Annotated in this window: 20 protein-coding genes, 1 tRNA gene and 4 pseudogenes; 11 read left to right on the top strand and 14 right to left on the bottom strand. The window is 46.8% G+C overall.

What is annotated here, in order from left to right; genetic code table 11:
* Nucleotides 1–23 precede the first annotated feature (23 nt).
* The 14 genes and pseudogenes from H7R39_RS11075 to H7R39_RS11600 form a co-directional block, all read right to left on the bottom strand.
* Nucleotides 24–170: a hypothetical protein gene (locus tag H7R39_RS11075; protein WP_221892062.1), complete on the bottom strand. Its 147-nt coding sequence runs from the start codon at nt 168–170 to the stop codon at nt 24–26.
* An 88-nt stretch (nt 171–258) separates the two neighbouring features.
* Nucleotides 259–1,056, bottom strand: a complete 798-nt coding sequence (locus H7R39_RS11070) for a hypothetical protein (RefSeq protein ID WP_221892061.1) — start codon at nt 1,054–1,056, stop codon at nt 259–261.
* Nucleotides 1,057–1,534: 478 nt separating this feature from the next.
* Nucleotides 1,535–2,560, bottom strand: a complete 1,026-nt coding sequence (locus H7R39_RS03075) for an aspartate-semialdehyde dehydrogenase (RefSeq protein WP_185897914.1) — start codon at nt 2,558–2,560, stop codon at nt 1,535–1,537.
* Between the two features lie 508 nt (nt 2,561–3,068).
* Nucleotides 3,069–4,238, bottom strand: a complete 1,170-nt coding sequence (locus tag H7R39_RS03070; protein WP_185897913.1) for a sigma-54-dependent transcriptional regulator — start codon at nt 4,236–4,238, stop codon at nt 3,069–3,071.
* A gap of 3 nt (nt 4,239–4,241) precedes the next feature.
* Complete coding sequence (locus tag H7R39_RS03065; RefSeq protein ID WP_185897912.1) at nt 4,242–4,640, bottom strand: hypothetical protein; 399 nt, start codon at nt 4,638–4,640, stop codon at nt 4,242–4,244.
* Nucleotides 4,616–5,122 (bottom strand): LPP20 family lipoprotein, encoded by a 507-nt coding sequence (locus H7R39_RS03060; RefSeq protein ID WP_185897911.1) that lies wholly within the window; start codon nt 5,120–5,122, stop codon nt 4,616–4,618. The genes H7R39_RS03065 and H7R39_RS03060 overlap by 25 nt, the downstream gene beginning before the upstream one ends.
* Nucleotides 5,123–5,195: 73 nt before the next feature.
* Nucleotides 5,196–7,817, bottom strand: coding sequence for a DNA gyrase subunit A (gene gyrA / locus H7R39_RS03055; protein WP_185897910.1), 2,622 nt, complete (start codon nt 7,815–7,817; stop codon nt 5,196–5,198).
* A 55-nt stretch (nt 7,818–7,872) separates the two neighbouring features.
* Nucleotides 7,873–8,445, bottom strand: coding sequence for a ComF family protein (locus H7R39_RS03050; RefSeq protein ID WP_185897909.1), 573 nt, complete (start codon nt 8,443–8,445; stop codon nt 7,873–7,875).
* Nucleotides 8,445–9,005 carry a YajG family lipoprotein gene (locus H7R39_RS03045; protein ID WP_185897908.1) on the bottom strand — a complete coding sequence of 187 codons (561 nt, stop codon included), beginning with the start codon at nt 9,003–9,005 and terminating at the stop codon, nt 8,445–8,447. The genes H7R39_RS03050 and H7R39_RS03045 overlap by 1 nt, the downstream gene beginning before the upstream one ends.
* 9 nt (nt 9,006–9,014) lie before the next feature.
* The gene (locus tag H7R39_RS03040) at nt 9,015–9,704 is read right to left on the bottom strand and encodes a hypothetical protein (protein WP_221892060.1); all 690 of its coding nucleotides are present in this window, start codon (nt 9,702–9,704) and stop codon (nt 9,015–9,017) included.
* A gap of 284 nt (nt 9,705–9,988) precedes the next feature.
* Nucleotides 9,989–11,779, bottom strand: coding sequence for a translation elongation factor 4 (gene lepA / locus H7R39_RS03035; protein WP_185897907.1), 1,791 nt, complete (start codon nt 11,777–11,779; stop codon nt 9,989–9,991).
* Nucleotides 11,780–11,914: 135 nt separating this feature from the next.
* A complete protein-coding gene (locus H7R39_RS03030; protein WP_228724710.1) occupies nt 11,915–12,175 on the bottom strand; it encodes a transporter in 261 nt (86 codons plus the stop codon).
* Nucleotides 12,176–12,413: 238 nt separating this feature from the next.
* Entirely contained in the window at nt 12,414–13,370 is a 957-nt protein-coding gene (locus tag H7R39_RS03025) for a cation diffusion facilitator family transporter (protein WP_185897906.1), read from the bottom strand.
* Between the two features lie 51 nt (nt 13,371–13,421).
* Nucleotides 13,422–14,296: pseudogene (locus H7R39_RS11600) on the bottom strand (ABC transporter six-transmembrane domain-containing protein).
* Nucleotides 14,297–14,461: 165 nt separating this feature from the next.
* On the opposite strand from H7R39_RS11600, the gene H7R39_RS03015 reads away from it, so the two are divergent.
* From H7R39_RS03015 to H7R39_RS02975, 11 genes and pseudogenes are all read left to right on the top strand, one after another.
* Nucleotides 14,462–14,836, top strand: coding sequence for a cupin domain-containing protein (locus H7R39_RS03015; RefSeq protein WP_185897905.1), 375 nt, complete (start codon nt 14,462–14,464; stop codon nt 14,834–14,836).
* A gap of 125 nt (nt 14,837–14,961) precedes the next feature.
* Nucleotides 14,962–15,525 (top strand): NAD(P)-dependent oxidoreductase, encoded by a 564-nt coding sequence (locus H7R39_RS03010; RefSeq protein WP_228724709.1) that lies wholly within the window; start codon nt 14,962–14,964, stop codon nt 15,523–15,525.
* Between the two features lie 58 nt (nt 15,526–15,583).
* Nucleotides 15,584–16,006, top strand: a complete 423-nt coding sequence (locus H7R39_RS03005) for an Rrf2 family transcriptional regulator (RefSeq protein WP_185897904.1) — start codon at nt 15,584–15,586, stop codon at nt 16,004–16,006.
* Between the two features lie 119 nt (nt 16,007–16,125).
* Entirely contained in the window at nt 16,126–17,424 is a 1,299-nt protein-coding gene (locus H7R39_RS03000) for a dicarboxylate/amino acid:cation symporter (RefSeq protein WP_185897903.1), read from the top strand.
* A 48-nt stretch (nt 17,425–17,472) separates the two neighbouring features.
* The gene (gene hemE, locus H7R39_RS02995; RefSeq protein WP_185897902.1) at nt 17,473–18,495 is read left to right on the top strand and encodes a uroporphyrinogen decarboxylase; all 1,023 of its coding nucleotides are present in this window, start codon (nt 17,473–17,475) and stop codon (nt 18,493–18,495) included.
* A gap of 48 nt (nt 18,496–18,543) precedes the next feature.
* Nucleotides 18,544–19,296, top strand: a pseudogene (locus tag H7R39_RS11595) (nitrate- and nitrite sensing domain-containing protein); the annotation flags it as partial.
* Nucleotides 19,297–20,064: 768 nt separating this feature from the next.
* Nucleotides 20,065–20,466 (top strand): annotated as a pseudogene (locus H7R39_RS11590) (methyl-accepting chemotaxis protein); the annotation flags it as partial.
* 33 nt (nt 20,467–20,499) lie between these two features.
* Nucleotides 20,500–21,057: pseudogene (locus tag H7R39_RS11585) on the top strand (cache domain-containing protein); the annotation flags it as partial.
* A gap of 378 nt (nt 21,058–21,435) precedes the next feature.
* Nucleotides 21,436–22,488 carry a methyl-accepting chemotaxis protein gene (locus H7R39_RS11580; RefSeq protein ID WP_407644566.1) on the top strand — a complete coding sequence of 351 codons (1,053 nt, stop codon included), beginning with the start codon at nt 21,436–21,438 and terminating at the stop codon, nt 22,486–22,488.
* Nucleotides 22,489–22,603: 115 nt separating this feature from the next.
* Nucleotides 22,604–23,509 (top strand): radical SAM protein, encoded by a 906-nt coding sequence (locus H7R39_RS02980; protein WP_185897899.1) that lies wholly within the window; start codon nt 22,604–22,606, stop codon nt 23,507–23,509.
* A 116-nt stretch (nt 23,510–23,625) separates the two neighbouring features.
* Nucleotides 23,626–23,700, top strand: a tRNA-Asn gene (locus H7R39_RS02975).
* The last annotated feature ends 457 nt before the right edge of the window (nt 23,701–24,157 follow it).

Genomic DNA, 24,157 nt, shown 5'->3' with positions numbered 1-24,157 from the left:
AGCATCTGGGAACTGCGCTTTCGTCAGTATCTCTTTGATCTGATATGATGGAGGACTTTTAGGCCTATAACATCGTCATTGCCGTTTGATGAGGCATCGCAAAACGGCACGATCACTCCATGCCCTTTTTCTATGGCTAACGCAAGTAAATTTTGTTGTTCATCATCCAAGCCTAGCCTAGGGCTAGCAACCAATACATGCGATCGTCGTAACTCGGATATCGCTTGCCATGTATCTTTATCTTTTATAAAAAGACACCTATCTGCATATTTTTTTCGCCTTTTCTTTCTCAAGCGTCATAAGGTAAGCCGCCACAAAATCATCTACATCGTTTTCGCTCTCAGCAATAATAAAAAGTTTTTTAGCTTCGCAAGAAAAGATGGTTTCAAGCGCGCTACACGCTTTATCGCGAGAAGAGATAAAAAGCTCGGGCGGAAGAGTCAGCCCATTAAATTGCGACTGGATCAAGTTGGAATTTTTAATTTTAGATTGAGTTAAATTCCGGTGCTCAAGCGGCGTTATAACGCCGCTTGAATTTGGCAAAATTCCTATTTTAGCAGCTATCCACCTACTAGTAGCTGGAAATTCTCTAAGCCAATCCGCTAGCTTTACTCCATCTATTATTATAATTCGTTTCCATCCTGTATTTTGCCGCCTTTTGATCCAAGCTCTCTGTTTTGGTTCATCCCAACCATTTGCTTCGGCCGAACGCGGAGTAACGAAGACGAAAGTAGAGTCTGCCCGTTCTTCATCGCTCAATTCATCGGTTCTTTTTTGAAAGTCACTACTTGCTTTTTCTTGAGGATCTTTTCCGGTACCTATTTCCCAATAGGATTTCCCCGAAGGAACAAATTCCAAAAATCCGGTCTCGCAATCTACAACGCCGTCCATACCTGGTTGATTTACGGCATCGCCGTAAGGTATGCGACATTCGCTTATATCGGATACAGATTGCTTGATAAGTAAATAAATAAGCTCCGGAATTATTCCTTGGCTTTCACGCATATCTGCATATCGTGCTAAATCGCTAGGAGTTATAATGCTTGTATATTTCATGATCCAAGTACCCTTTTTTTGATAGCATTTTATATATTTTTAGCTTTATTTCACAAATTTAAACTATATGGGTAAAGCAAATTTACTTTCTAAAATTTTTAAGCAAATTATGCTTCAAGATGGCATAGCAATTTAAGACCTCTTTGTGGCTGTTTATCGTAAAGATGCAGGTAAATGTATATGTGGAATTTACAAAAGATTGTGTGCGGGTCAAATTAAAAATTTACATCGGCGCAAATGAGAAAATTTAATACGACAAAAAACACGATTTTATTTTCTAAAATAATCAAAATTTAGCCAGAAAATCCAAGCTTTGCAAGGCTTTGATACTAACCCACGCGCAAAACCTGCACTAAATTTATGCCTCAAATAAGATAAACGTAATTTAGACAAAATTTAGCCGAATCTACGCCAAAGCGCGGCAAGGTGTGCCCGTCAAACCAAAGCGCAAATTCGGCAAATTTAAACAAAATGCGGACTACTCCTGCATCTCTATCCATTTTTGCGCGATTCTTACGGCATTGGTCGCCGCTCCCACGCGGATCTGGTCGGCGCTGCACCACAGATGAAGGACGTTTTTGCGGTAGTTATCCGTGCGGATGCGTCCGACGTAGGTTTCGTTGGTGTCGCTTGAGATGCTTGGCATCGGGTATTTTTTCGCGGCTGGCTCGTCCACGACCACGATGCTAGGCGCTTTGCGCAAGATTTCGCGAGCGGCTGCGGCGTCTACGTCTCTATCAAAATGAATCGTGATAGCCTCTGAATGGCTGCGAAGCACCGGCACGCGCACGCAGGTCGCGCTCACTTCCATATTTTTGTGGAGGATTTTTTGGGTCTCGTTGACCATTTTCATCTCCTCTTTCGTGTAGTCGTTGTCCAAAAATACGTCGATGTGCGGGATGACGTTAAACGCTAGCTGGTGCGCGAACACTTTTGGCTCGCACTCGTCAAGCTTAAACTCGAAAAACTTTTGCAGCTGCGTGACTAGCTCCTCCATGCCCTCTTTGCCGGCACCCGAAGCCGCCTGATAGGTCGAGACGTCCACGCGGTTGATGCCGTATGCGTCATCCAGCGGTTTTAAAATTTGCACCATTTGGATGGTCGAGCAGTTCGGGTTGGCGATGATGCCGCGGGTTTTCCACTGCGCGATGTCCTGCGGGTTGCACTCAGGCACGACTAGAGGCACGTCCGCGTCCATCCTAAAGTGGCTGGTGTTGTCGATGACGACGGCGCCGCTGGCGGCTGCAAATTTGGCGTATTTTTCTGATACCGATCCGCCCGCGCTAAAAAACGCTATGTCGATCTCGTGCTCGTCAAAAACGGTCTCGGTAAGCTCCACGACTTTGTGGTTTTTGCCTTTAAACTCTATTTGGGTGCCCGCGCTTTTCGCGCTTGCTAGCGGTAGTAGCTCGCCCACTGGGAAATCAACCTCCTCCATAACGCGGAAAAGCTCCTCTCCGACTGCGCCCGTCGCGCCCACGACGGCAACGTTAAATTTTCTCATTTTAGACTCCTTTGTTTTTACTTCTCGGTCGGCAAAGCCGCCCTGCGACCAACCCCATCGGTTGGATCCCGTACTCCTCGTAGAGTAGTCTCGTCGCAAGCGGATGCGATGCGAAAAGACTTGTCCGACTTTGCGGACCAAGTTTAGGTTTTACTTCTCAGTCGGCAAAACTCCCGCGACGAGCCTCTTTGGCTTGACCCGGCGCCAAAGACTCGTTAGGCTTTGCGGACTAAATTTTGTTTTTTTTAGGCGGCAAGCCGTCTCGCGGTTAGTCTCGTCGGTCAGATCGCACGCTTAGGACAAAACTCGTTTCGCGGACTAATTTTGGATTTTTCAGAAAGTTATCCGCGACCGCTCTCCCCCATTAAATTTAACTCAAATTTTACTTCTCGTCGGCTCAAATTTGCCAAACCGTACGTCGCATTTTCAGCGTCACCGTCTCGCCGGCTAAATTTTAAATTTAAGCTAAAATTTCGCTTATTTTACTCGCGTAAAGCTTAAATTTAAGCTACTTTCTGCTGCGAGCCTGCAAAAAAAGATCGCCGGGTTGTATTTCCTCGCCTTCGCTCAGTATCGCCGCTCGCTGCACGACGGAGATGAGCTCGCGGATATTGCCCGGGAAATCGTAGTTTTCAAGCTCTTTTACCGCTGCTTCGGAAAAGCCTTTTTTGCCGAGATTAAACTCCTCGCAACTTTGCTTTAAAAAGCGCTCTGCGATAGGCAAGATCTCCTCTTTGCGCTCTCTTAGCGGCGGGATGGCGACGGGCACGGTGTTTAGACGGTAAAACAGATCCTCTCTAAATTTACCCTCGCTGATCATCGCGGGCAGGTTCGCGTTCGTCGCGGATACGATGCGCACGTCGATCTTGACGCTTTTTGTGGCACCAAGACGCGTGATCTCGCGCTCCTGGATCGCGCGCAGGAGTTTTGGCTGCAGATTTAGCGGCATCTCGCCGATCTCGTCTAAAAACAGCGTGCCGCCGCTTGCTAGCTCGAACTGTCCCTTTTTCATGGCTGAGGCGTCGGTAAATGCGCCCTTTTCAAAGCCGAAAAGCTCGCTTTCTATCAAATTTTCGGGGATCGCGGCCATGTTTATCGCGATAAACGGACCGTCCTTGCGCGGCGAGTTTTTGTGGATAAATTTAGCAAACAGCTCCTTGCCCACGCCGCTTTCGCCCATTAGCATCGCCGAAGCATCCGTTTTTGCGACGCGCGAGGCTAAATTTAGCGCGTTAGCAAGCGCGGGCGAGCTAGCTACGAAATCGGTCGAATCAGCCTGCGAATTTGACCCGTTTTGCGCGGCTTTTAGGCTCGCAGCAGGTAGCTTTCGGCGTAAAATTTCGACCCTTTTTATCGCCTCATATAGCGTTTGCGCGTCAAAAGGCTTCGTGAGGAAGTCCTTGACGCCAAGGCGCACGCTCTCGATGGCTTTGTTTAGCGTCGCGTTGCCCGTCATTATGATGACGTCAAATTTGCCCTCCAGACGCTTGATAAACTCCAGCCCGTCCATCTGGGGCATGTTGATGTCGGTGATGATGAGATCGACGTCCTCGCCCATTTTTTTAAGCGCCTCGACCGCGCTTTTATAGCTTTTGATTTTTAAATCGTCATATTCGCCAAGCGCGATCTCTAGGGACTTGCGCATATTGATGTCGTCTTCTACTATTACGATGTTCATCTTTTACTCTTTGTTTTTAAATACGCTTATGATAGCCGAAGAGGGCTTAAATTTCACCGTAAAACGCACGGGAAACAGCGTGAGGTCGGTTGCGGAGTTCATATTTTTGTTGCGTTGAACGAAGCGATCTTCGACCTTAAATTTATAAGGCAAAAAGCACTCGAAAAGCTTGTTTTTATGTAAATTTAAAAACTCTAGCGAGCTTTGCGCGGGCTGCTTGGAGGCGTTTATTTCGCATAGATACTCATACTCTAGCTCGCTTAGAACCATTGCTTTTGAAAGCGCGATATCGTCGTAAACGACGGTGTGATTTTTAGTGGAGATTTTGGCCCAGAGGATGAACTCCTCCGAGCCGTAAAGAAGCGCCGCAGCGGCAATCAGTAAGCAAAAATTTCTTGCCACTTGCTTTGGTCTATTTTCATTTCCATTCTGACGCGATAAAGCCCGTCTTTAAAGTCGTGCTCGATGATGGAAGCGTTTTTGATGAGGCCTGCGACCTGAGCCGTGATAGTGGAGTCTCTAAGCATTGCATCTCTAACCGTATCTTTGGAGTTTATCTTGACTCCGTATAGCTTCTCGGCTAGCTGTCTGTGCGCATCGGCGATGGCCGCGCGCTTGGCTAGGGCTAGCGACTGAGCGTGAGAGACGGTGTTGGTCGGAGCGATACCCTCGCCCACGGCACCAAATACCGCATCAACTTGCTCGATATCGTATATCATCTTTTCTTGTTTCATCACGCTTCTGATGTCTTCTTTATCGACCTTTTGTATGACGATATCTTGCTTTGCCGACGTGGTTTCGTCGGAGGAAAAAGGGCTATTAAAAGAGCAACCGCTCGTCAAAAAGGCTACCGCGCCCAAAACCGCGAATGTAATTTTTTTCATTCTTGAACCTTTAAATTTAGTTGTTTTTTCGTTTGCAAATTTACTAGCAAATTGTATTCCAAAAACACTAAATTCATTCTAAATTTTCTAGCGTCTCTTCGCCGCTCTCATCCTCGCCTTCGTCGGCTTTAGGGCACTTTGCGATACTAACTACGTCGTCGCCGTCTACGTTTACTACGATCACGCCGCTGGTGTTTCGGCCTGCTTTGCGGATGCTTTGCATATCGACGCGTATCATCTTGCCGCTTGAGGTTAGAGCCATCAGATCTTGTTCGTCATCGACCATCACGACGCCGATCAGATCGCCGGTGCGATTAGTTAGCTTCATGCAGATTACGCCCTTGCCGCCGCGATTTGTTAGGCGGTATTCGTCTGCGGTAGTGCGCTTGCCGATACCTTTTTGAGATATGCTTAGCACTTCTTGTTCGTTGCTTTCGATGACGGCTGCGCCTACTACCTCGTCGCCTGCTTCTTTAAATTTAATACCCGTCACGCCGCGAGCCGTTCTGCCCATCTGGCGGACTTTGCTGAGTTTAAATTTGAGGCACATTCCCTTTTTGGTTACGATAAATAGCATCTTTTCGCTATCGTCGCTTCCTTCAGCCGCGTTCTCGTCGTTTTCCTCGCTATTTTCTTCGTCGATCTGAGCCTCTATCGCCTCTATCTCGTTTATCTCGGTTTCAACGCCAAGCTCGTCAATTAGATTTATCGGCTCTTCCTCGCCTTCTACGATTAGAGCCGTTACTAGCTCGTCGTTCTCGTCTAAACTGATAGCGCGTACGCCGATAGAGCGGATATTTTTAAATTCGCTCAAATTCGTGCGTTTTACGATGCCGTTTTTAGTGAAAAACGCGAGCGATTTACTCTGGGCAAAATCGGTCGTCGGGATGATCGCCTTGATCTTTTCGTCAGGTTGTAGCTGGATGAGATTTACTACCGCTTTGCCTTTTGCCGTGCGGCTTCCTTCAGGGATCTTATAGACTTTGAGCCAGTAGAGCTGTCCGCGGTCGGTCACGAACATCAGCGTATCGTGGGTGTTGCTCGTAAAGAAGCTCTCGATGAAGTCGTCGTCGTACGTAGTTACCGCGACCTTGCCCTTGCCGCCGCGTTTTTGCTTCTCGTACTGCTTGCTCGGCACGCGCTTGATGTAGCCTCGGTGCGTGATGGTTACAACCATATTTTCGTTAGGGATGAGGTCTTCGATGTCGATATCGTCGTAGTCGTCGACGATCTCGGTGATGCGCGGCACTTTAAATTTATTTTTTATTTCGAGCAGCTCGTCTTTGATTAGTTTTTCTAGCAATGTTTCGCTCTTTAAAATTTCATCAAGGCGCGCGATCTCGGCCATCAGCTCTGCTAGCTCGGCCTCTAGTTTTTCGCGCTCAAGACCCGTTAGCTTGCTTAGCCTCATATCAAGGATTGCGTTTGCTTGTAGCTCGCTAAGGCCGAATTTTGCCACCAAGCCCTCGCGAGCGCTAGGCGTATCGGCGCTATTTTTGATGAGCTCGATCACCTCGTCGATATTATCTAGCGCGATCTTTAAGCCCTCTAAAATATGCGCTCTAGCGCGGGCTTTTTCCAGGTCAAATATCGTGCGGCGGATGATGACGGTTTTTCTGTGATTTAAAAATAGCTTCAAAAGCTCGATTAGGTTAAATACCTTCGGCTCTTTGTTGTTTATCGCAAGCATTATGACGCCAAACGTACTCTCCATCGTCGTGGATTTAAAGAGATTGTTTAGCACGATGTCGCTCATCGCGTCGCGTTTTAGCTCGATGACGACGCGGATGCCGTCCTTATCGGACTCGTCGCGCACCTCGCTGATGCCTTCGATCTGTTTTTCTTTGACCAGCTCGGCGATTTGCTCGATGAGGCGGGCTTTGTTCGTCTGATACGGTAGTTCATCTACCACGATGACGTCTTTGTTCGGCTTTTTTTCGATGTGGGTTTTGGCGCGTAGTTTGACGCGGCCGCGTCCAGTGCGGTAGGCCTCGATGATACCTTTTTTGCCAAATATTATCCCGCCAGTTGGGAAATCAGGCCCTTTTATATACTGCATCACCTCTTCTAGCGTCGCGTTTTTGTTTTCAAGTACGAGCAAAAGTCCGTCTATGAGCTCGTCAAGGCTGTGCGGCGGGATATTCGTCGCCATACCGACGGCGATACCGCTAGAGCCGTTTAGCAGCAAATTTGGTACGCGGCTAGGCAGGACGTCTGGCTCAGTCTCTCTGTCGTCGTAGTTTGGGATAAAATCAACCGTGTCTTTTTCGATATCTCGCAAAATTTCTTCGGTGAGATTGGTCATCCTAGCTTCGGTATAACGCATAGCAGCCGCGCCGTCGCCGTCGATGGAGCCGAAGTTTCCTTGGCCGTCGACTGCTGGATAGCGCATGGAAAATTTCTGCGCCATACGCACGAGCGCATCGTAAACGGCCGTATCGCCGTGCGGGTGGTACTTACCGATGACGTCGCCCACGATACGCGCGGACTTCATATACGGGCTACGGCTGCCGACTCCGAGGTTGTTCATCGCGTAGAGGATACGTCTATGAACGGGCTTTAGACCGTCTCTAGCATCGGGCAGGGCGCGACCGACTATGACGCTCATCGAGTAGTCTAGGTAGCTCGTTTTTATCGACTCCTCGATATCGACGGCTTGGATGTCTTGATTTTGATTGAGTAGATTTTCTTCCATTTTTATCCTTAAAATTTACTGCCTGATTCTAGCTTAAATTTGATTAAAATTTAATTTAATACCTCGCATCCGCAAGCGTCAGCGCAAAAAGCACCTCACAGCCGGCTTTTTGCAGCGTCCGTCTGGCTTCGTCTATCGTTGTGCCCGTCGTCACGATATCGTCTATCAAGATAACCGGAAATTTAGGCGTTTTTAAAAGCTTAAAATTTCTCGGATTTTTTAGGCGAAAGGCTAGATCCTTGCCGTGATAGCTGACGTTTGAGCCAGCGTGCAAGCAGGCGTAAAGCGGATGTATTTCCGCACTTTTTAACGCGCGAGCTAGGATTGCCGTATGCGAGTAGCCGCTAGTCGTTTTGTCGTCGATCGGCACGGCATTTACCGGCGAGCCAAAGCTAAACTTGCGAGCAAAAACTTTAAAACTCAAATTTGCAAGTGCGCCATAAACGAAAGAGCCGTGAAATAGGTGCTTTGAGTGGAGTAAATTTTTAACTTCGGAGTAGTCAAAAAAGCTGTAAATTTTAAAATCACCGTCCAAAACGCGCGTCCTTGCGGGCGAGGAGAGCAGGTGATCTTTGCAAATTTTACAGATCACGGCTAGGCTCAGATGCCCGCAGTTAGCGCATCTCATCAGCTTTTTAGGATCTGGATCGCCGCGCGTTTTACGATGTCTTGTAGTAGCTCATCAAAAAAGCTTTTAAACGCGCCGCTCGTGTGGATCGGGGCAAATTTAGTCTGCTCTTGAGAGACGTTTTTGGTGATGGTCTGATCGCCTCTGTGCACCGTTATAGCGAGTTTTGCCGAGCCTTTTAGGTTGTCGGTGGAGTAGCCGCTTAGATTTGCTTTAAGCTCGACGATCCTCACGTCCACGACAATATCGCCAAAGTCGCTCAAATTTGCTCCTAGGCGCTTAAGTTCGGTGCTAAGGCCGTCTTGCAGCCAGCCCTCGATGCTATTTTGCAGCGTGACGTACTCCTTGACGTTGCCGTTGCTACCCGTGATCGTGGCGACGATGCTTTTGTTGGCGCGAGCGTCCTCGATGCTATTTATTCGGATATTTTTTTGGTAGCCCATCTGGTTTGAGGTTGATTGATACGGGGTTAAATTTAACACCGAGCTGCGCTGCGAACATCCGCTCATAACCGCGGCAAAAAGCGCGGCGGCAAGGGCGTAAAAAGCTAGTTTTTTCATATTTTTCCTTTATAGTTTTGATATCTCTTCGGCGGCTTTATTGGCGGCTTGTTTAACGAGAAGGTAGACATAGAGGTTAAAATCCTCAGTGTCCTCGGCCTCCAGCTTGCGCACGTCTTGTCTGGTGGAGATGTTTAGCACGCGGGTTTTGTTGATGTTTTTGACGCCCAGTTTGCCTTTCATCGCCGCGCTTAGATACTGCGACGGCTCGCTATAAGACGCTGCATAGTCGGTAAATGCAAAATCCACGCGGTACGTGTACGGCGAGGTCTGGCTATCCACGACCATAATGCCGCGGTTTAGCAGCTCGTCTTGTAAGAAAAGATGAAAAAGCCTCTCTAAACGCTCTTTTGGATAGAGCATTTTCGCGCCGTTTTTAGAGATAAATTTTATGCCGCTATCAGCTGCTCTTTCATCGGCTATTTTGTGGATATAGACTTTTTTGATGGCCGCGCTCGTATCGATTCTGCTTTGAGCGATGCAGCATTTTATCGCGACGTCGCTGGTGTAGTCCGTGCCGTTTATCTTGATATCCTGACCGCCGCTAGCGCATGAGGAGCAGTCTGCTTTGATACGCATCACTTCTTTGTAGCCTTTGGCGTTGCCGTCGCTAGCTTGAGCGACCTCCGGCGAACTCTCGAATAGCCCGAAACATCCCGTAAAAAGGAACGCCGCAAATAAAAGTATAAAATTTCTCATAAAAGATCCTTTCGTAAATTTTACATCGCGCAAGCAAAATTCTATCCAAATTTGAGATGAATTTCCAAATTTGCGTAAAATTTGGAGGAAAATTGGAAATTCGTATAAATTTTATTAAATTTGATTTTTGAAATTTTAAAGCGGATATAGCGTCAAATTTAGCATTTTCGTGGTGCGGGTCTGGGAGGTCAAATTTGTAAATTTGAGCTCAAATTTGACCGTGAGATAATAAAAAGCGGCCGCGAGCGTAGCGAAAAACTCCGCAAAACGCTCGCAAGACGCCGCTAGTCTATTTTTAAAACGCTTAAAAACGCCTCTTGCGGCAAATTTACCTTGCCGATGGCTTTCATGCGCTTTTTGCCCTCTTTTTGCTTTTCGAGTAGCTTGCGCTTACGCGTGATGTCGCCGCCGTAGCACTTGGCGGTTACGTTTTTGCCCATCGATTTCACCGTTTCTCTAGCGATGATTTTGTTGCCGATGCTAGCTTGAATAGCCACCTCAAAGAGCTGGCGCGGCACGATCTCTTTCATGGCTTTTACGAAGTCGCGTCCCTTGGACTGAGCTTTTGATTCTGGCACGATGATGGAGAGCGCATCCACGGTCTCGCCTGCGACCTTGATATCAAGCTTCACCAGGTCGCCCACGCGGTAGTCGCTAGGCTCGTAGTCGAAGCTCGCGTAGCCTTTGGTGCTCGATTTTAGCTTGTCGTAAAAGTCCATCACGATCTCGTTCATCGGGATGTCGTACTCGAGCAGCACGCGCTCGGGTGTGATGTAGTCCATCTTGGTCTGCACGGCGCGGCGGTTGTTTAGCAGCGTGATGATGTTACCCAAAAACTCGCTAGGCGTGATGATGGTGGACTTTACGTACGGCTCTTTGACGTGCTCGATTTTATTGACCGGCGGGAGCTGGCTGGGGTTTTGGATGCGTAAAATTTGACCGTCGGTTTGCACGACTTCGTAGGTGACGGTCGGAGCCGTGGCGATGAGGTCGAGGTCAAATTCGCGCTCCAAGCGCTCCTTGATAACCTCCATGTGCAGCAGTCCCAAAAAGCCGACGCGAAAGCCAAATCCTAGTGCGACGGAGGTCTCAGGCTCGTAGCTGATCGAGCTGTCGTTTAGCTTGAGTTTATCCAGGGCGTCGCGTAGGTCCTCAAATTTATCCGTTTCGATCGGGTAAAGTCCCGCAAATACGAACGGTTTAGCCCGCTCAAAGCCTCCGACTGGCTCTTTTACGGGGTTACGAGCTAGCGTGATCGTGTCGCCTACCTGCACGTCGCTCACGTTTTTTAGCCCGAGCACCACGATGCCGACCTCGCCCGCGCCCAAATTTGCCGTTTTTATCGGCGCGATGGGGTTTGGATACATGAGATCTAGTACGATGTGTTTTTTGCCCGTGCCCATGACTAGGATTTCGTCGTTTTTCTTTAGCTCGCCGTCGTAGACGCGAACGAGTGCTAGCGCGCCTAGATAGTTGTCAAACCAGCTGTCGTAGATGAGCGTTTTTAGCGGCTTTTCCGCTTCGCCGCCGGGAGAGGGGATGCGCGTGATGATGGCTTCTAGCAGCTCTTTAATGCCGATGCCCGTTTTCGCGCTGACCTCGATCGCGCCGCTGCAGTCAAGCCCTATAACGTGCTCGATCTCGTTTTTTACGCGAGCCGGATCTGCTGCGGGAAGGTCGATTTTATTTATGACGGGGATGATTTCGAGGTTGTTTTCTAGCGCGATATAGACGTTTGCGATGGTCTGCGCCTCTACGCCTTGAGAAGCGTCCACGACGAGCAGCGCACCCTCGCAGCTAGCTAAGCTACGGCTTACCTCGTAGCTAAAGTCCACGTGGCCCGGAGTGTCGATCAAATTTAGGACGAAATTTTCGCCGCCAAGCGCGTAGTTTAGGCGCACAGACTGAGCCTTGATCGTGATGCCGCGCTCTTTTTCGATGTCCATCGTGTCCATGATCTGCGAGCTCATCTCGCGGTCGCTGACGGCGCCGCACTCCTGGATGAGGCGGTCTGCTAGCGTACTTTTGCCGTGGTCGATGTGAGCGATGATGCTAAAATTTCTGATGTTTTTCATGAAATCCCTAGTTAAATTTTGGGCGATTGTATAAAAATTTTCGTTAAAGTAGAGTAAATTTAGCTTTCGTTAAACGGGTGGCGGCTTGAGGCGGGAGATTTGGAGTAAATTTGACGCGTATTCGGTTCGTAAAATTTAACGTAAATTTTGAAGTTTTTCGCGCACGGCGCAAATAACGACGCAAAGCGAATACAAAAAATAAACATACGCCGCCAGTGGAGCAAAAGCTACGAACCCCGAGGCGTAAACTAGAGTGCTTAGGCCGTATGTCGCGTTTGCGAGCGCGGGTATATGATACGTCCAAAGCTCAGGCTTTTCAAAAGGAGTGTCGATAGCGTTGAAATACAAGGTTAAATTTAGCGCGAGCAGTAACAAAAATATATAATTCTTTTTCATAAAAGGAAAAGCGGCGCAAACCAAGGCTACCGCGAAATTTAGCGCGATAAGAAAACCTATATAATTACCGTTCCCGAGGGCGCAATGCAGGGCGAAAATCACGACTAGATATATATTTAAATTCGCCCCTTTTATAAAAATGCGTCAATTTAAATTTTAGCAAAATTTATTCGTTTCGGGCTGCGGATTTGATTTGATATGCTAGATCGCGAAATTTCGCCCCAAATTTGCCCAAATTTCAATGACTATGCCCTAAATGCCCGCCCGCATCGTTTGATCTTACTTCGCAGATTAGCTCGTCAGCGCATTCGTTGTCGCTACTTTCAAGCTGCAGCGTCGTGTGCGTGATGCCCAGATGCTCCATCTCGTGCGATATTTCGCGCAAGATCCGCTCTGCTTCGCGCACGCTTAGCTCGCCGCTAACTACGATGTGAGCCGTGAGCGCGTTTGCGCCGCTTGTTATGCTCCAGACATGTAGGTCGTGCACCGAAAGCACGCCGTCCACGCCCCTGATCTGCGCGACGAGCGCGTCTAGGCTCACGCCTTTTGGCGAGCCCTCCATGAGGATGTTTAGGCTGTCTTTTAGCACGCCCCAGCCGCTTTTTACGATGAGCACGGCCACGAGCAGGCTAGCCGCCGCGTCCGCCCAGCCCCAGCCAAAGCACATCATCAGCACAGCCGCCGCGATCGCGCCCACCGAGCCCGCAGCGTCGCCCAGCACGTGCATGTAGGCGCCGCGCATATTGACGTTTTCTCTCACGTCGCTGCCGCGCAGCATATAATAGGCCACGACGATATTTACGGCAAGACCCAGCGTGCTGATGGCGAGCATGCCAGCGGTGGCTACTTCTGGCGGATTTTGCAGGCGCCGCGCCGCCTCGATGACGATAAAAACGGCGATGACGATGAGCGTGACGGCGTTTATCGTCGCGGCTAAAATTTCGATCCGCCTGTAGCCGAAGGTCTTTTGCAGATTGCCCTTGCGTTCGCCGAATTTAAACGCAAATAGCGAAAGCCCGAGCGCTGCGGCGTCTGATAGCATGTGCCCGGCGTCGGAGAGTAGGGCGAGCGAGTTCGTCGCTAAGCCGCCCGCGACCTCGACTAGCATAAAAGCGAATATTATAAAGAAAGAATTTCTTAAAACGACCTTGTTTGACGCGTGCGAATGTGCGCAGTGGGCGTGATTTTTGTGCATTTTGACCTCGTTTTTTGGCAAATTTTAGTTAGATTATACCCAAAAAAGCGCCTAAATTTTATCTATATCGCCTTCTAGTCCGGCATCCACGCGCTTGCCGATATCTTTTAGTTTGCTAAACTCCTCTATCAGCCTAGGCGCGTCGTCAAGACTGATCGCAAACGTCCAAAGATAGGTGAGCACCGAGTAGATGTGGCCCGCGTTTGCCTGCTTGCTTGAGAGCAAAAATATCGCCAAACTAAAAATCGCCGCCGCACTTGTACCGATGATGAAAAAGCTCATCGCCTCTCTGTTTGAGATGCGGATACGAAGCTTTGAAAGCACATCGTAGTGGCGCTTTAGCGTGCGCTCATCGCCTGCGCTTATGCGTCCTGCCTCGCGCTCTAGTTGGTTGTTTAGCTTTAGATACAAGCGGTCGTTTTTGGCGATGTATTTGGGTAGCAAAACTCCAAAAACCGCGAGCAGGGCAAAGACAGCCAAACCCACGTAGAACTCGATAAACAAAAGCATGATCGCCGAGCCGAAAATCGAGACGACCGAGGTGAAAAACACGGGAAAATGCTGCTCGAAAAAATCCACAAATTCGCGAGATAAATTTGCTCTTGCGATTACTGCGCTTTCGTCTTTTGCGGCTCTTTTTCGTTCATTATCACGCTTACGGCAAGTCCCGCGTATATCCTAGTAAATACCTGCGTATCCACGCGCCGTCTAATCGAGCCAAGCCCCCAGCCCACGAACACCATGACCGAGTAGCTAAGCGCCAAAAGCGTGTCTCCCGCTACGATGGCGTTTATGGCGATGCCGGCTAGTACGGGATAGACGAGAAATAGCCCGTTTTCCGCTAAAACCAGGCTAAACGTCAAGAACAGCTTTTTAAAATTTTTCTTTGCGATGAGCGTTAGCGTCTTAAATGCGCTATTTTGCATAAAATTCCTTTGTTTAAAATCGCGCGGATTTTAGCTGATTTTAAATTTTGCATCAAATTTTGGAATTTTTGCTGTAACTCTTGACATTACAATAAAATTTTATTATACTTCGCTCATCAGTTGTAAGTTATAGCATTACAACAAAAAAATTCTAAGGAGAAAAAGATGTCAAACTACAAGATCGTTTCAACGAAAAATGAGCCGAGAGTCGAGCTAAAAGAAGCCCTAGGCTTAAGCGGCTGCGAGCTCTCTATCAACGAGCTTCCTGCAAACGTGAGCGTGCCGTTCGTACATTCGCACAAGCAAAACGAGGAGCTTTATTTGGTGCTAAAAGGCGGCGGTACGCTTTTCATTGACGGCGAGGAGAGGGCAGTCAAAGAGGGCGACGCGATCCGCATCGATCCGGCAGGCAAGAGATGCTTCAAGGCGGGGGCGCAGGGGATGAAGTTTATCTGTATACAGACCAAACGCGGCAGCCTGGAGCAGTACACTAACGGCGACGGCGTGATAAACGACGATGTAAAGCCGAGCTGGCTGTAAATTTACGCGGCGATCAAGTAAATCAAATTTAAAGGATAAACAATGAAAGTAGCAATCATAGGTGCAAACGGAAAATAAGGTTCAAATTTGGTCAAGAAGCCTTAAAACAAGGCTAAGACGTTACGGTGATCGTGCGAAACAAAGGGTATAAAAACGGCAACGTAAAAGTCGTTTTTGAGCTTAGCAAAGCCGATTTAGAGGGCTTTGACGCCGTTATCAGCGCATTTGCGGCATGGACGCCGGAGACGTTTGGGCTTCATAAAAAGGTAGCAAAACACCTCGCAGACGCGCTTAGCGGTACTAAAACGAGGCTGCTCGTCGTTGGCGGCGCGGGTACGCTATACGTGGACGATAAAGGCACTATGGCTATGGATGCGCCTGACTTCCCGTCCGAGTATATGGGCGTCGCAAAGGCTACGGCGGAGTCGTTTTTCGAGCTAAAAGGTAGAACGGACGTGCTCTGGACATACGTCTCGCCTGCTGGAGACTACGACGCAAACGGCGCTCGCACGGGCAAATACAACCTGGGCGGCGATAATCTAATACTAAACTCCAAAAAACGAGAGCTACATCAGCTACGCAGACCTAGCGCTTGCGGTCATAGACGAGCTAAAAAACGGCGCCTTCGTGCAAAAACGCTTTACCGCCGTGGGCGAGAGGGCGTGAGCTTAAAATTTTGCGTAATTTAGCTAAAATAAGGCCGCGCAAAAAGAACGCGCGGCTTTTAAATTTAAACCAAGGCTGATTATGCAAATAGGACAAAAATTTTCCATCGCTATCCATATCCTGCTTAGCTGCGAGTTTTTTAAGGACGAGAAAAACACGAGCGAGTTTTTAGCCGGTACCGTCGGCACGAACCCCGTCATCGTGCGAAATATCATTAGGCTTTTAAAATCGGCAAATTTAATAAACGTAAGCGCAGGCACGGGCGGTGCGAGTCTGGCTAAGAAGCCTGATCAAATCACGCTTTTTGATATATTTTCGGCGGTAAACGAGGGCGAAAACGACATCTTTAAAATCCACAAAAACTCGCCGCCGCCTTGCCCGCTAGGAGGCAGGATCGAGGAGCTTTTGGCGCCTAAATTTAGCTCCGCGCAGCAAGCGATGTTTGATAGCTTGGCGAGCGTAAATTTGCAAAATTTGCTAGACGAACTGGCGGCTAAAAACTAAAATTTGCGCCTTTTAATTTTTTCTCGCTTTAAATTTAATCCGTAATTCAAAAAACAGAAGTATTTGTAGTTTAAGAAAAATTTACTTATAATTCACGGATTAAATTTAAAGGAGATTTCGTGCAACCAAACGCTAAACGCGGAATAGTTCAGAAATATTTCGAGGCGAATTTGCTTCTAAAAATTTTAGCCGGGCTTATTTTGGGCGCCGTTTGCGGCATCATTTTTCAAGACGCAAAGGATGCGATAGTTATCCTAAAGCCTTTTGGCGACGTATTTATAAGGCTTCTTAAAATGATCATCGTGCCTATCGTTATGGCCTCGCTCATCGTGGGCTGTAGCTCCATCTCGCCTTCGGATCTTGGCAGAGTAGGGGCAAAGGTGCTGATTTTTTACATATTGACGTCGTTTTTAGCCATCATAGTCGGGCTTGCGGTCGGGCTTATCTTGGAGCCTGGAGCGGGACTGCACATAACCGGCAGCGGCGATATAGGCGGCAAGGCTGCAAATGCGCCTAGTATGTCGTCGATACTCGTAAATTTATTTCCGACTAACCCTTTTGAAGCTATTGCAAAGGGCGAAATTTTACAAATCATAACTTTTAGCCTATTTTTCGGCGTCGCACTTTCGTTTTTAAAGGATAGCAAAGACGAGAGGCTTAGCAGGCTGGGAAATTTGATCTACGACGTATTTGACGGGATCAACCACATCATGTTTTACGTCATAAGATGGATCATGGAGTACGCGCCGTTTGGTGTTTTCGCGCTTATATTTATCGTATTTTCTCAGCAAGGCGTAAAGGCTTTCGGGCCGCTTTTGGGCGTCACGGTTAGCGCGTATATCGGCTTTGCGGCTCAAATTTTCGTCGTTTATTTCTTGATTTGCTTGGTCGTTAAAATCAATCCGTTTAAATTTCTAAAAAAAGTTCGATCGCCTATGCTAACGGCTTTCGTAACCAGAAGCTCGGGCGGAACGCTGCCTATCTCGATGAAAACGGCCGAAGAAGATATGGGTATCCCAAAGCAAATTTACGGCTTTGCGCTTCCAGTGGGCGCCACCGTAAATATGAACGGCACGATCATATATCTTGGTATCTGTGCGATGTTTATAGCTAACGCCGTGGGCGTGGAGCTTGACTCTGGGGCTAAAATGACCATAATACTAACGGCCGTCCTGGCTGCCGTGGGAACTGCCGGAGTGCCTGGAGCGGGCGCGATAATGCTTTTGATGGTACTTGAATCAGTCGGCCTAAAAGTCGAGGCCGGAAGCGCTGTAGCCGCTGCGTATGCGCTTATTTTGGGCATCGACGCGATCCTTGATATGGGGCGCACGTCGATGAACGTCACGGGAGATATGCTGGGCGCGCTAGTTGTGGCCAAAAATGAAAAAAAATTAGACGAAAGTAAGTGGGCGGATTAGAATTTAATAAATATTTAGATAAAATCGCTAAAAATTTAAAGGAAATATATGATTTTTATCGACGCTTGTTTGAAAAAACCGACGCCCTATACGCCCGTTTGGATGATGCGGCAGGCAGGTCGGTATCTGCCCGAGTATATGCGAGTTCGCTCTGCGGCGGGAGATTTTTTATCGCTTTGTAAAGATTATAAAAAAGCCAGCGAGGTTACGATACAGCCGGTTGAAATTTTAGGCGTCGATGCGGCGATACTTTTTAGCGATATCCTCGTCGTGCCGCTAGAGATGGGCATGGATCTTAAATTTGTCCAAGGCGAGGGGCCCGTATTTAGTGGTCCTATCAAGACGAGAGAGGATCTAGATAGACTGGATGTTCAAAAGTCAATCAAAAATTTAAACTACGTATACGATACAATCAAGCTAACGCGCGAAAATTTGGCGCAGGATAAGGCTCTGATCGGCTTTTGCGGGGCGCCGTGGACGATAGCTACGTATATGATAGAGGGCGGTGGAACGAAAACCTATGCGGTTAGCAAGAAGCTTTTATATTCAAATCCTGAGTTTATGCATCAAATTTTAGCCAAGGTCACGGCCGCGCTCATAGGCTACATGAAAGAGCAGATAAAAGCCGGCGTAAATGCGGTGCAAATTTTTGATAGCTGGGCGGCTGCGCTGGAGGATGAGGCGTATTTTGAGTTTGGCTGGAAGTATATCATGGATATAGTTGATGCGCTTAAGGCCGAATTTCCGCAAATTCCGGTTATCGTTTTTCCAAAAGGCATAAGCGGGTATCTGGATAAAATTTCAGGAAATTTTGATGTTTTTGGCGTGGATTGGAGTACGCCGATTGAGCTTGCCAAAGCAAAACTAAGCCCAAAATACGTCCTTCAAGGAAATATGGAGCCTATGCGTCTTTATAGCAAAGAAGCAATCGACGCAGGTGTGGAACGAATTTTGCAGACGATGAAAAACGCGCCGCATATCTTTAATCTCGGACACGGTATTTTGCCTGATATTCCGGTAGAAAACGCGAAATATTTTATAAAACGAGTGCAAGAAAAAAGCGCAAGATAGCACAAAAGGAGAGAGGAAGTGAACAACGTCGGTATCAAATTTAAGATCATGACGATAGCTATCGTCGGCCTAATCGGGCTTGGTATAATGAGTGCATATCTGCTAAACGGTATTGCAAAAACTAGGGCAAAAGCCGAATATAGTGAGAAAATCGTAGACATCATCATAAATCAAACTAGTTTTATCCACGAGATGCAAAAAGAGCGAGGATTTAGCTCGGGGGTGCTTTCGGGCGGGGATAATGCCAAGCTACTAGCTCAGAGAAAAAATGTAGACGAGACGCTTGAAAAGCTAGCCGAAAAAAGCGAGATAGCCTCCGAATTATCTAAGATCCGCGCAGGAGTCGATCAAAGAAGCGGGGATAATCTCATCGGCCGTATAACAAAAATCCTAAGAAAAGAAGTTATAACGATAAACGGCTATAGCGACAAACTCGAGCCTAGCATAGTAGATGATCTAAACCGTATCATCATCGTGGGCGAGATAAAAGAGTCTTTCGGTATCTTGCGAGCGGCTTTAAACGGAGTTTTTACTAAAAAAAGTATAAGCAAAGAAGACTACAACAAAGTAGTCGCTCTAAATAGCGTTATAAATAAATTTATGCAGGATTTTGACGACTATAACCCGAAAGAATATAGCGCGGAATTTGATTATATCGCGAGAAAAAAGACAGACTTTAACGATGCGATAAATATCATTAAAGACGTAGTCGCGACTGAAAATGTATCTTACGAAGCGCCAAAATGGTTTTCAAAGATAAGCATCTCGATAGACGCTTTAAGGGAACTTGAGCTTAAGCTGCTAAGCAATATGAAAGAAGATGCCGCGCTTGTTAAAAACGACGCAAATACCCAGATGGTCGTTAGCGTCGTTGTTATAGCAGTTTGTATCATACTTGTGCTGCTAGTATCCACATTTATAGGTAGAAATTTGATCTCCGGTATCAACCAGACCAAAAACGGACTAGTGCAGTTTTTTGACTTTTTAAATAATAAAACCGACAAAGCCAAGCTACTAAATCGCGGCGGTAGCGACGAGATCGGACAAATGAGCGCGCTAATAAACGAAAATATCAAGCAAATCGAGGCAAATCTTGCCGAGCAAAATAGCTTTATCAAAGAGGCAAATGCCTTCGTAAATCAAATAGGCAAGGGCAACTACGTAGCGCAGCTAAACGCCGACACTTCAAATCCGGCTCTTAGCCAGCTAAAGCAAACTTTTAAAGACCTACAAATCGCCCTTAAGCAAGCCATAGCCGCAAACGGCGATGAAGTGTTAAATTTACTCGAAAGCTTTAAAAAGCAAGACTTTACAAAAAGGCTCGAAGATGGCGGCAAGATGGCTGTAGGTATCAATGCTCTAGGCGAAGAGATAGCCGGCATGTTAAGGACAAATTTGGAGCAAGCTCGCATTCTAGAGGAAAAGGCGGAGTTTTTAGCTCAGTCTATGAGGCAGGTAACCGACGGCGCAAGCTCTCAAGCAAGCTCGCTCCAAGAAAGCGCCGCCGCAGTCGAGCAGATGAGTAGCTCGATGAGCGCTATCAATCAAAAGACGCAGGATGTAATACGCCAATCTGAAGAGATTAAAAATATCATCGTCATCATCCGTGACATCGCAGACCAGACAAATTTGCTAGCGCTTAACGCTGCTATCGAGGCGGCAAGGGCAGGCGAGCATGGGCGCGGTTTTGCCGTAGTTGCCGATGAAGTTAGGAAGCTAGCCGAACGCACTCAAAAATCGCTCGGCGAAATCGAAGCTAACACAAACGTGCTGGCTCAAAGCATAAATGAAATGAGCGAAAGTATCAGAGAGCAAAGCGAAGCTATAAATTTAATCAATCAAGGCGTGTCTCATGTTGACGAGCTAACCAAGCAAAATGTCAGGGTTGCAAACGAAACCAACGTAGTTACCGCCGAAGTGGATCATATGGCTAAGGCTATCGCGCAAGACGTGAGAAAAAAGAAATTTTAAAACAAAAATAAAAATTACCAAAGGAGGGTTTAGATGAAAAAGGTTGCAAATAAGATAGCTTTTATCATTTTTGCATTGTTGGCTGTACTATTTACTATATTTGCGGCCATGAACTACAATAGTACTAAAAATACTATTTTGGATGTTTCGAAAAATTCAAAGGAGGCCATCGCGCGTTCTTTGGAAGTTTATGTCGACGAGTATCTTGGCAGTAAGGTTTTTGCAGTAGAAGGCCTAGTACGATATATAGAGGAAAATCCTCATCTTATGACTGACAGGGAGCAGCTCAAAGATCGCCTAATGACTATGGCCGTCGGTCTAGATATACCTGAGTTTTACATAGGTTTTGCCGATAACGGAGAGCTTTATGATGCGGTCGCGCAAGCGGGCAGGGGGCCTAAATTTTTAAAATTAACGCCTGAAAAAGATAAATTTGACTCTAGAGAAAAGGGTTGGTTTAAACAAAGCGTTTCTAGCGGCAAGCTCTACTTTACGCCGCCGTATATAGCGCAATCTAGCGGAAAAAATACTATGACCATAGCTAAGTCGTTTATGGTAGATGGTAAAGCTGCAGGCGTAGTGGCTGCGGATTTGTATCTAGACGGCGTAGCAAGTAGTTTGGCAAAATCAAAAGAGTCTAAAACTAGCGTTCCATTGATCATAGATCTAGATACTCAGCTAGTGGTTTATCATCCGGATAGCAAATATATTTTATCTTCCGATCCGGAGATCAAAAAATCTGTCGATTTTGTCGTAAATAGCTACAATAAAGACGGCGGTAAAGCGTTTTTTAATAGGATTGGTGACGATGAAAGCGTCTTTGCGTGTCAAAAATACGATAGAGCAAATTGGCTCGTGTGCTCTAATAACTCTATAGAAGATTACGATCCTATATTAGATAGCGTTTTATTAAATCAGTCTGTATCCTCGCTCGTATTTATAGCGATTATCGTCGTTATATTGATAATTATGGTCGGATATTTCTTGAAGCCTCTTGGTATCATATCAAGCGCGCTAGATGCGTTTTTCAAATACCTAAACTACGAAACCAAAGAGCCGCTTAAAGCAAATGTGGCCACGAAGGACGAATTTGGTGTCATGGCGGCGCTTATAAACGAAAATATAAGCAAAGTAGAGGCGTCAAATACCGCTGAAAATAACTTTATCAAAGAAGCAAACGCTTTTGTGGATAAGATAAAAGCGGGCGACTTTACGGCGACTCTTGACGCGCACACGTCTAACCCTGCGCTAAATCAGTTGAAAGCCACTTTTGCTCAGCTTCAAGCAGCCTTAAAAGATGCGATCGCTGAAAACAGCAATGAGGTTATAAGATTGCTAGAGAGCTTTAAAGCGCAAGACTTCACAAAAAGGCTTGATGATAGCGGCAAAATGGCTGCAGGTATCAACTCGCTAGGCGAAGAGATCGCGAATATGCTCAATATAAATTTAGAGCAAGCTAAGTTGCTAGAAGAAAAAGCAGGCATGTTGGCTGAGTCGATGAAGGAGCTTACAAACGGCGCTAACGTACAAGCAAGCTCGCTACAAGAAAGTGCCGCTGCGGTAGAGCAGATGAGTAGCTCGATGAACGCTATCAGTCAAAAGACCGGCGATGTCATGAGACAAAGTGAAGAGATCAAAAACATCATCGTGATCATCCGCGATATAGCCGATCAGACGAATTTGCTAGCGCTTAACGCAGCTATCGAGGCGGCTCGTGCAGGCGAGCACGGACGGGGCTTTGCCGTCGTAGCCGATGAGGTTAGAAAGCTTGCCGAACGCACTCAAAAATCGCTCGGCGAAATCGAAGCCAATGCAAACGTACTGGCTCAAAGTATCAACGAGATGAGCGAGAGCATCAAGGAGCAAAGCGAAGGCATAAATATGATAAATCGCTCTGTGGCTCAGATAGACGAACTCACTCACAACAACGTAGGCGTCGTAAGTAGAACTAACGAAGTAACCGCTCAGGTCGACAACATGGCTAAAGCTATCGTCGAGGACGTGAGGAAGAAGAAATTTTAACTCTTGTGACGGCTCTGGTTTTGCAGGGCCGTCAAATTTACCCCAAATTTATCCGCTTTAATAAATTTTACCCCGGCTTTTAGTATAATCGCACATCTTAAATTTAGGAAAATAAATGCAAATCGTCTTTGGTCCCGTTAGCTCGCGCAGGTTCGGTATTTCGCTGGGCGTCGATCTATCGCCTGCGCAAAAGTGCTGTAACTTTGACTGCGTTTACTGCGAACTCACGGCGGCAAAACCCGTCGCGGCGATAGAAAATCCGCCTAGCGTAGAGCAAGTAATCGCCGAGGTGAAGGCCGCGCTTGCCGCACATCCGCATATCGACGTCATCACGCTAACGGCAAACGGCGAACCGACGCTTTACCCGGATCTGGCGCGGTTAGTAAGCGAGCTAAATTTGATAAAAGGACGAGCTAAAACGCTCATTCTCTCAAACGGTTCGGGCGTGCTTGATCCTAAAATTTGTGAGGCGTTAAAGGGGCTTGATATCGTCAAATTTAGCCTTGATAGCACGGTGCAAAAGACCTTTGCTAGGATCGACCGCTCGGGCGAAAAAATTGGCGTCGGCGAGCTAGTGGCTGCTATGGCTAAATTTAGGCAAAAATTTAAAGGCGAGCTAGTGCTTGAAATCCTGGTCGTAAAAGGACTAAACGACACGAAGGCTGAATTTGAAGCGCTAAATGCGGCGATAAATCAAATTTTGCCAGCCCGCGTGGACATAAGCACCATAGATCGACCGCCTGCGTACCCGGTCAAAGGCGTGGGCCGAGAGCTCCTATATGAGCTTGCGCAGCAAATTTCCGGCGTACCGTGCGTGATAGCATCGGCAAAATACGGCGATGAAAAATTTGAGCTTAGCAAGGAAGAGCTGCTAGAGCTCGTAAAACGTCGCCCGCAAAGCGAAAATGATGTAACAAATAGCTTTTCTGAAAGCTCGAAGCAAAATTTGCAGGAGCTTTTGGCTGACGGAAAGATAAAAATAGTAAATGCGGCTGGAACTAAATTTTACCGACTTGCGTGATTTTTGCGTCAAAATTTATCTTTTTGCTCACTAAATTTTTGCCACTAGTAAATTTAAGCTAAATTTAATTGACAAACGATACGTTTTTGCCTATAATACGACTTCTTTTAAAATGTTCCGGATTAGCTCAGCGGTAGAGTAGTCGGCTGTTAACCGATTGGTCGCTGGTTCGAATCCAGCATCCGGAGCCATCTATACTCAAAAATCTCTTTAAAACCCCGATTTTATCGATATTTCAAGAGCTTTAAGCTTTATTGGTTTTATTAAATTTGTTCCCTATTTGTTCCTAATTTTTTTAATATTTCAATTTCTCACCGTGTTTTCTAAGTCAATCTAAGATGCCTTATTTTTGTTTTTAAAAACAAAAAAATAATTTTTTATCCTAAATTACTCTAAAATACCCTAGAGAACCATAGGGTATTAAAAATTTTTCGAAAATTACTTAAAAATCATTCAAAAATGCAAAAGTAAACAAAAAGTTGCTGTAATTAGTTATATAAGAACTAAGCAGAAGGAGAAAAATAATATGCTTAATGAACTATATAACGACGTAGAGTACAAAGCACTTCTCGAGCATATAGCCATCAATATAAAGGACAAGCGGTGCTAAACAGGCAACAAACGGCAAAACTTCTTAGTATCGGCGTA

This window comes from Campylobacter massiliensis (genome assembly GCF_014253065.1).
Lineage (GTDB): Bacteria > Campylobacterota > Campylobacteria > Campylobacterales > Campylobacteraceae > Campylobacter_A > Campylobacter_A massiliensis.
The sequence above is the reverse complement of the archived record's forward strand: the minus strand, read 5'-3'. Positions and strand labels throughout refer to the sequence as shown.

Coding starts and splice junctions, on each gene's coding strand:
- lepA (WP_185897907.1), bottom strand. CDS start 11,779: ATGAAAAACATCAGAAATTTTAGCATCATCGCTCACATCGACCACGGC.
- H7R39_RS03025 (WP_185897906.1), bottom strand. CDS start 13,370: ATGCACAAAAATCACGCCCACTGCGCACATTCGCACGCGTCAAACAAG.
- H7R39_RS03070 (WP_185897913.1), bottom strand. CDS start 4,238: ATGAACATCGTAATAGTAGAAGACGACATCAATATGCGCAAGTCCCTA.
- gyrA (WP_185897910.1), bottom strand. CDS start 7,817: ATGGAAGAAAATCTACTCAATCAAAATCAAGACATCCAAGCCGTCGAT.
- H7R39_RS03040 (WP_221892060.1), bottom strand. CDS start 9,704: ATGAGAAATTTTATACTTTTATTTGCGGCGTTCCTTTTTACGGGATGT.
- H7R39_RS03045 (WP_185897908.1), bottom strand. CDS start 9,005: ATGAAAAAACTAGCTTTTTACGCCCTTGCCGCCGCGCTTTTTGCCGCG.
- H7R39_RS03015 (WP_185897905.1), top strand. CDS start 14,462: ATGTCAAACTACAAGATCGTTTCAACGAAAAATGAGCCGAGAGTCGAG.
- hemE (WP_185897902.1), top strand. CDS start 17,473: ATGATTTTTATCGACGCTTGTTTGAAAAAACCGACGCCCTATACGCCC.
- H7R39_RS11580 (WP_407644566.1), top strand. CDS start 21,436: ATGGTCGGATATTTCTTGAAGCCTCTTGGTATCATATCAAGCGCGCTA.
- H7R39_RS03075 (WP_185897914.1), bottom strand. CDS start 2,560: ATGAGAAAATTTAACGTTGCCGTCGTGGGCGCGACGGGCGCAGTCGGA.
- H7R39_RS03050 (WP_185897909.1), bottom strand. CDS start 8,445: ATGAGATGCGCTAACTGCGGGCATCTGAGCCTAGCCGTGATCTGTAAA.
- H7R39_RS02980 (WP_185897899.1), top strand. CDS start 22,604: ATGCAAATCGTCTTTGGTCCCGTTAGCTCGCGCAGGTTCGGTATTTCG.
- H7R39_RS11070 (WP_221892061.1), bottom strand. CDS start 1,056: ATGAAATATACAAGCATTATAACTCCTAGCGATTTAGCACGATATGCA.
- H7R39_RS03060 (WP_185897911.1), bottom strand. CDS start 5,122: ATGAAAAAAATTACATTCGCGGTTTTGGGCGCGGTAGCCTTTTTGACG.
- H7R39_RS03030 (WP_228724710.1), bottom strand. CDS start 12,175: ATGAAAAAGAATTATATATTTTTGTTACTGCTCGCGCTAAATTTAACC.
- H7R39_RS03005 (WP_185897904.1), top strand. CDS start 15,584: ATGCAAATAGGACAAAAATTTTCCATCGCTATCCATATCCTGCTTAGC.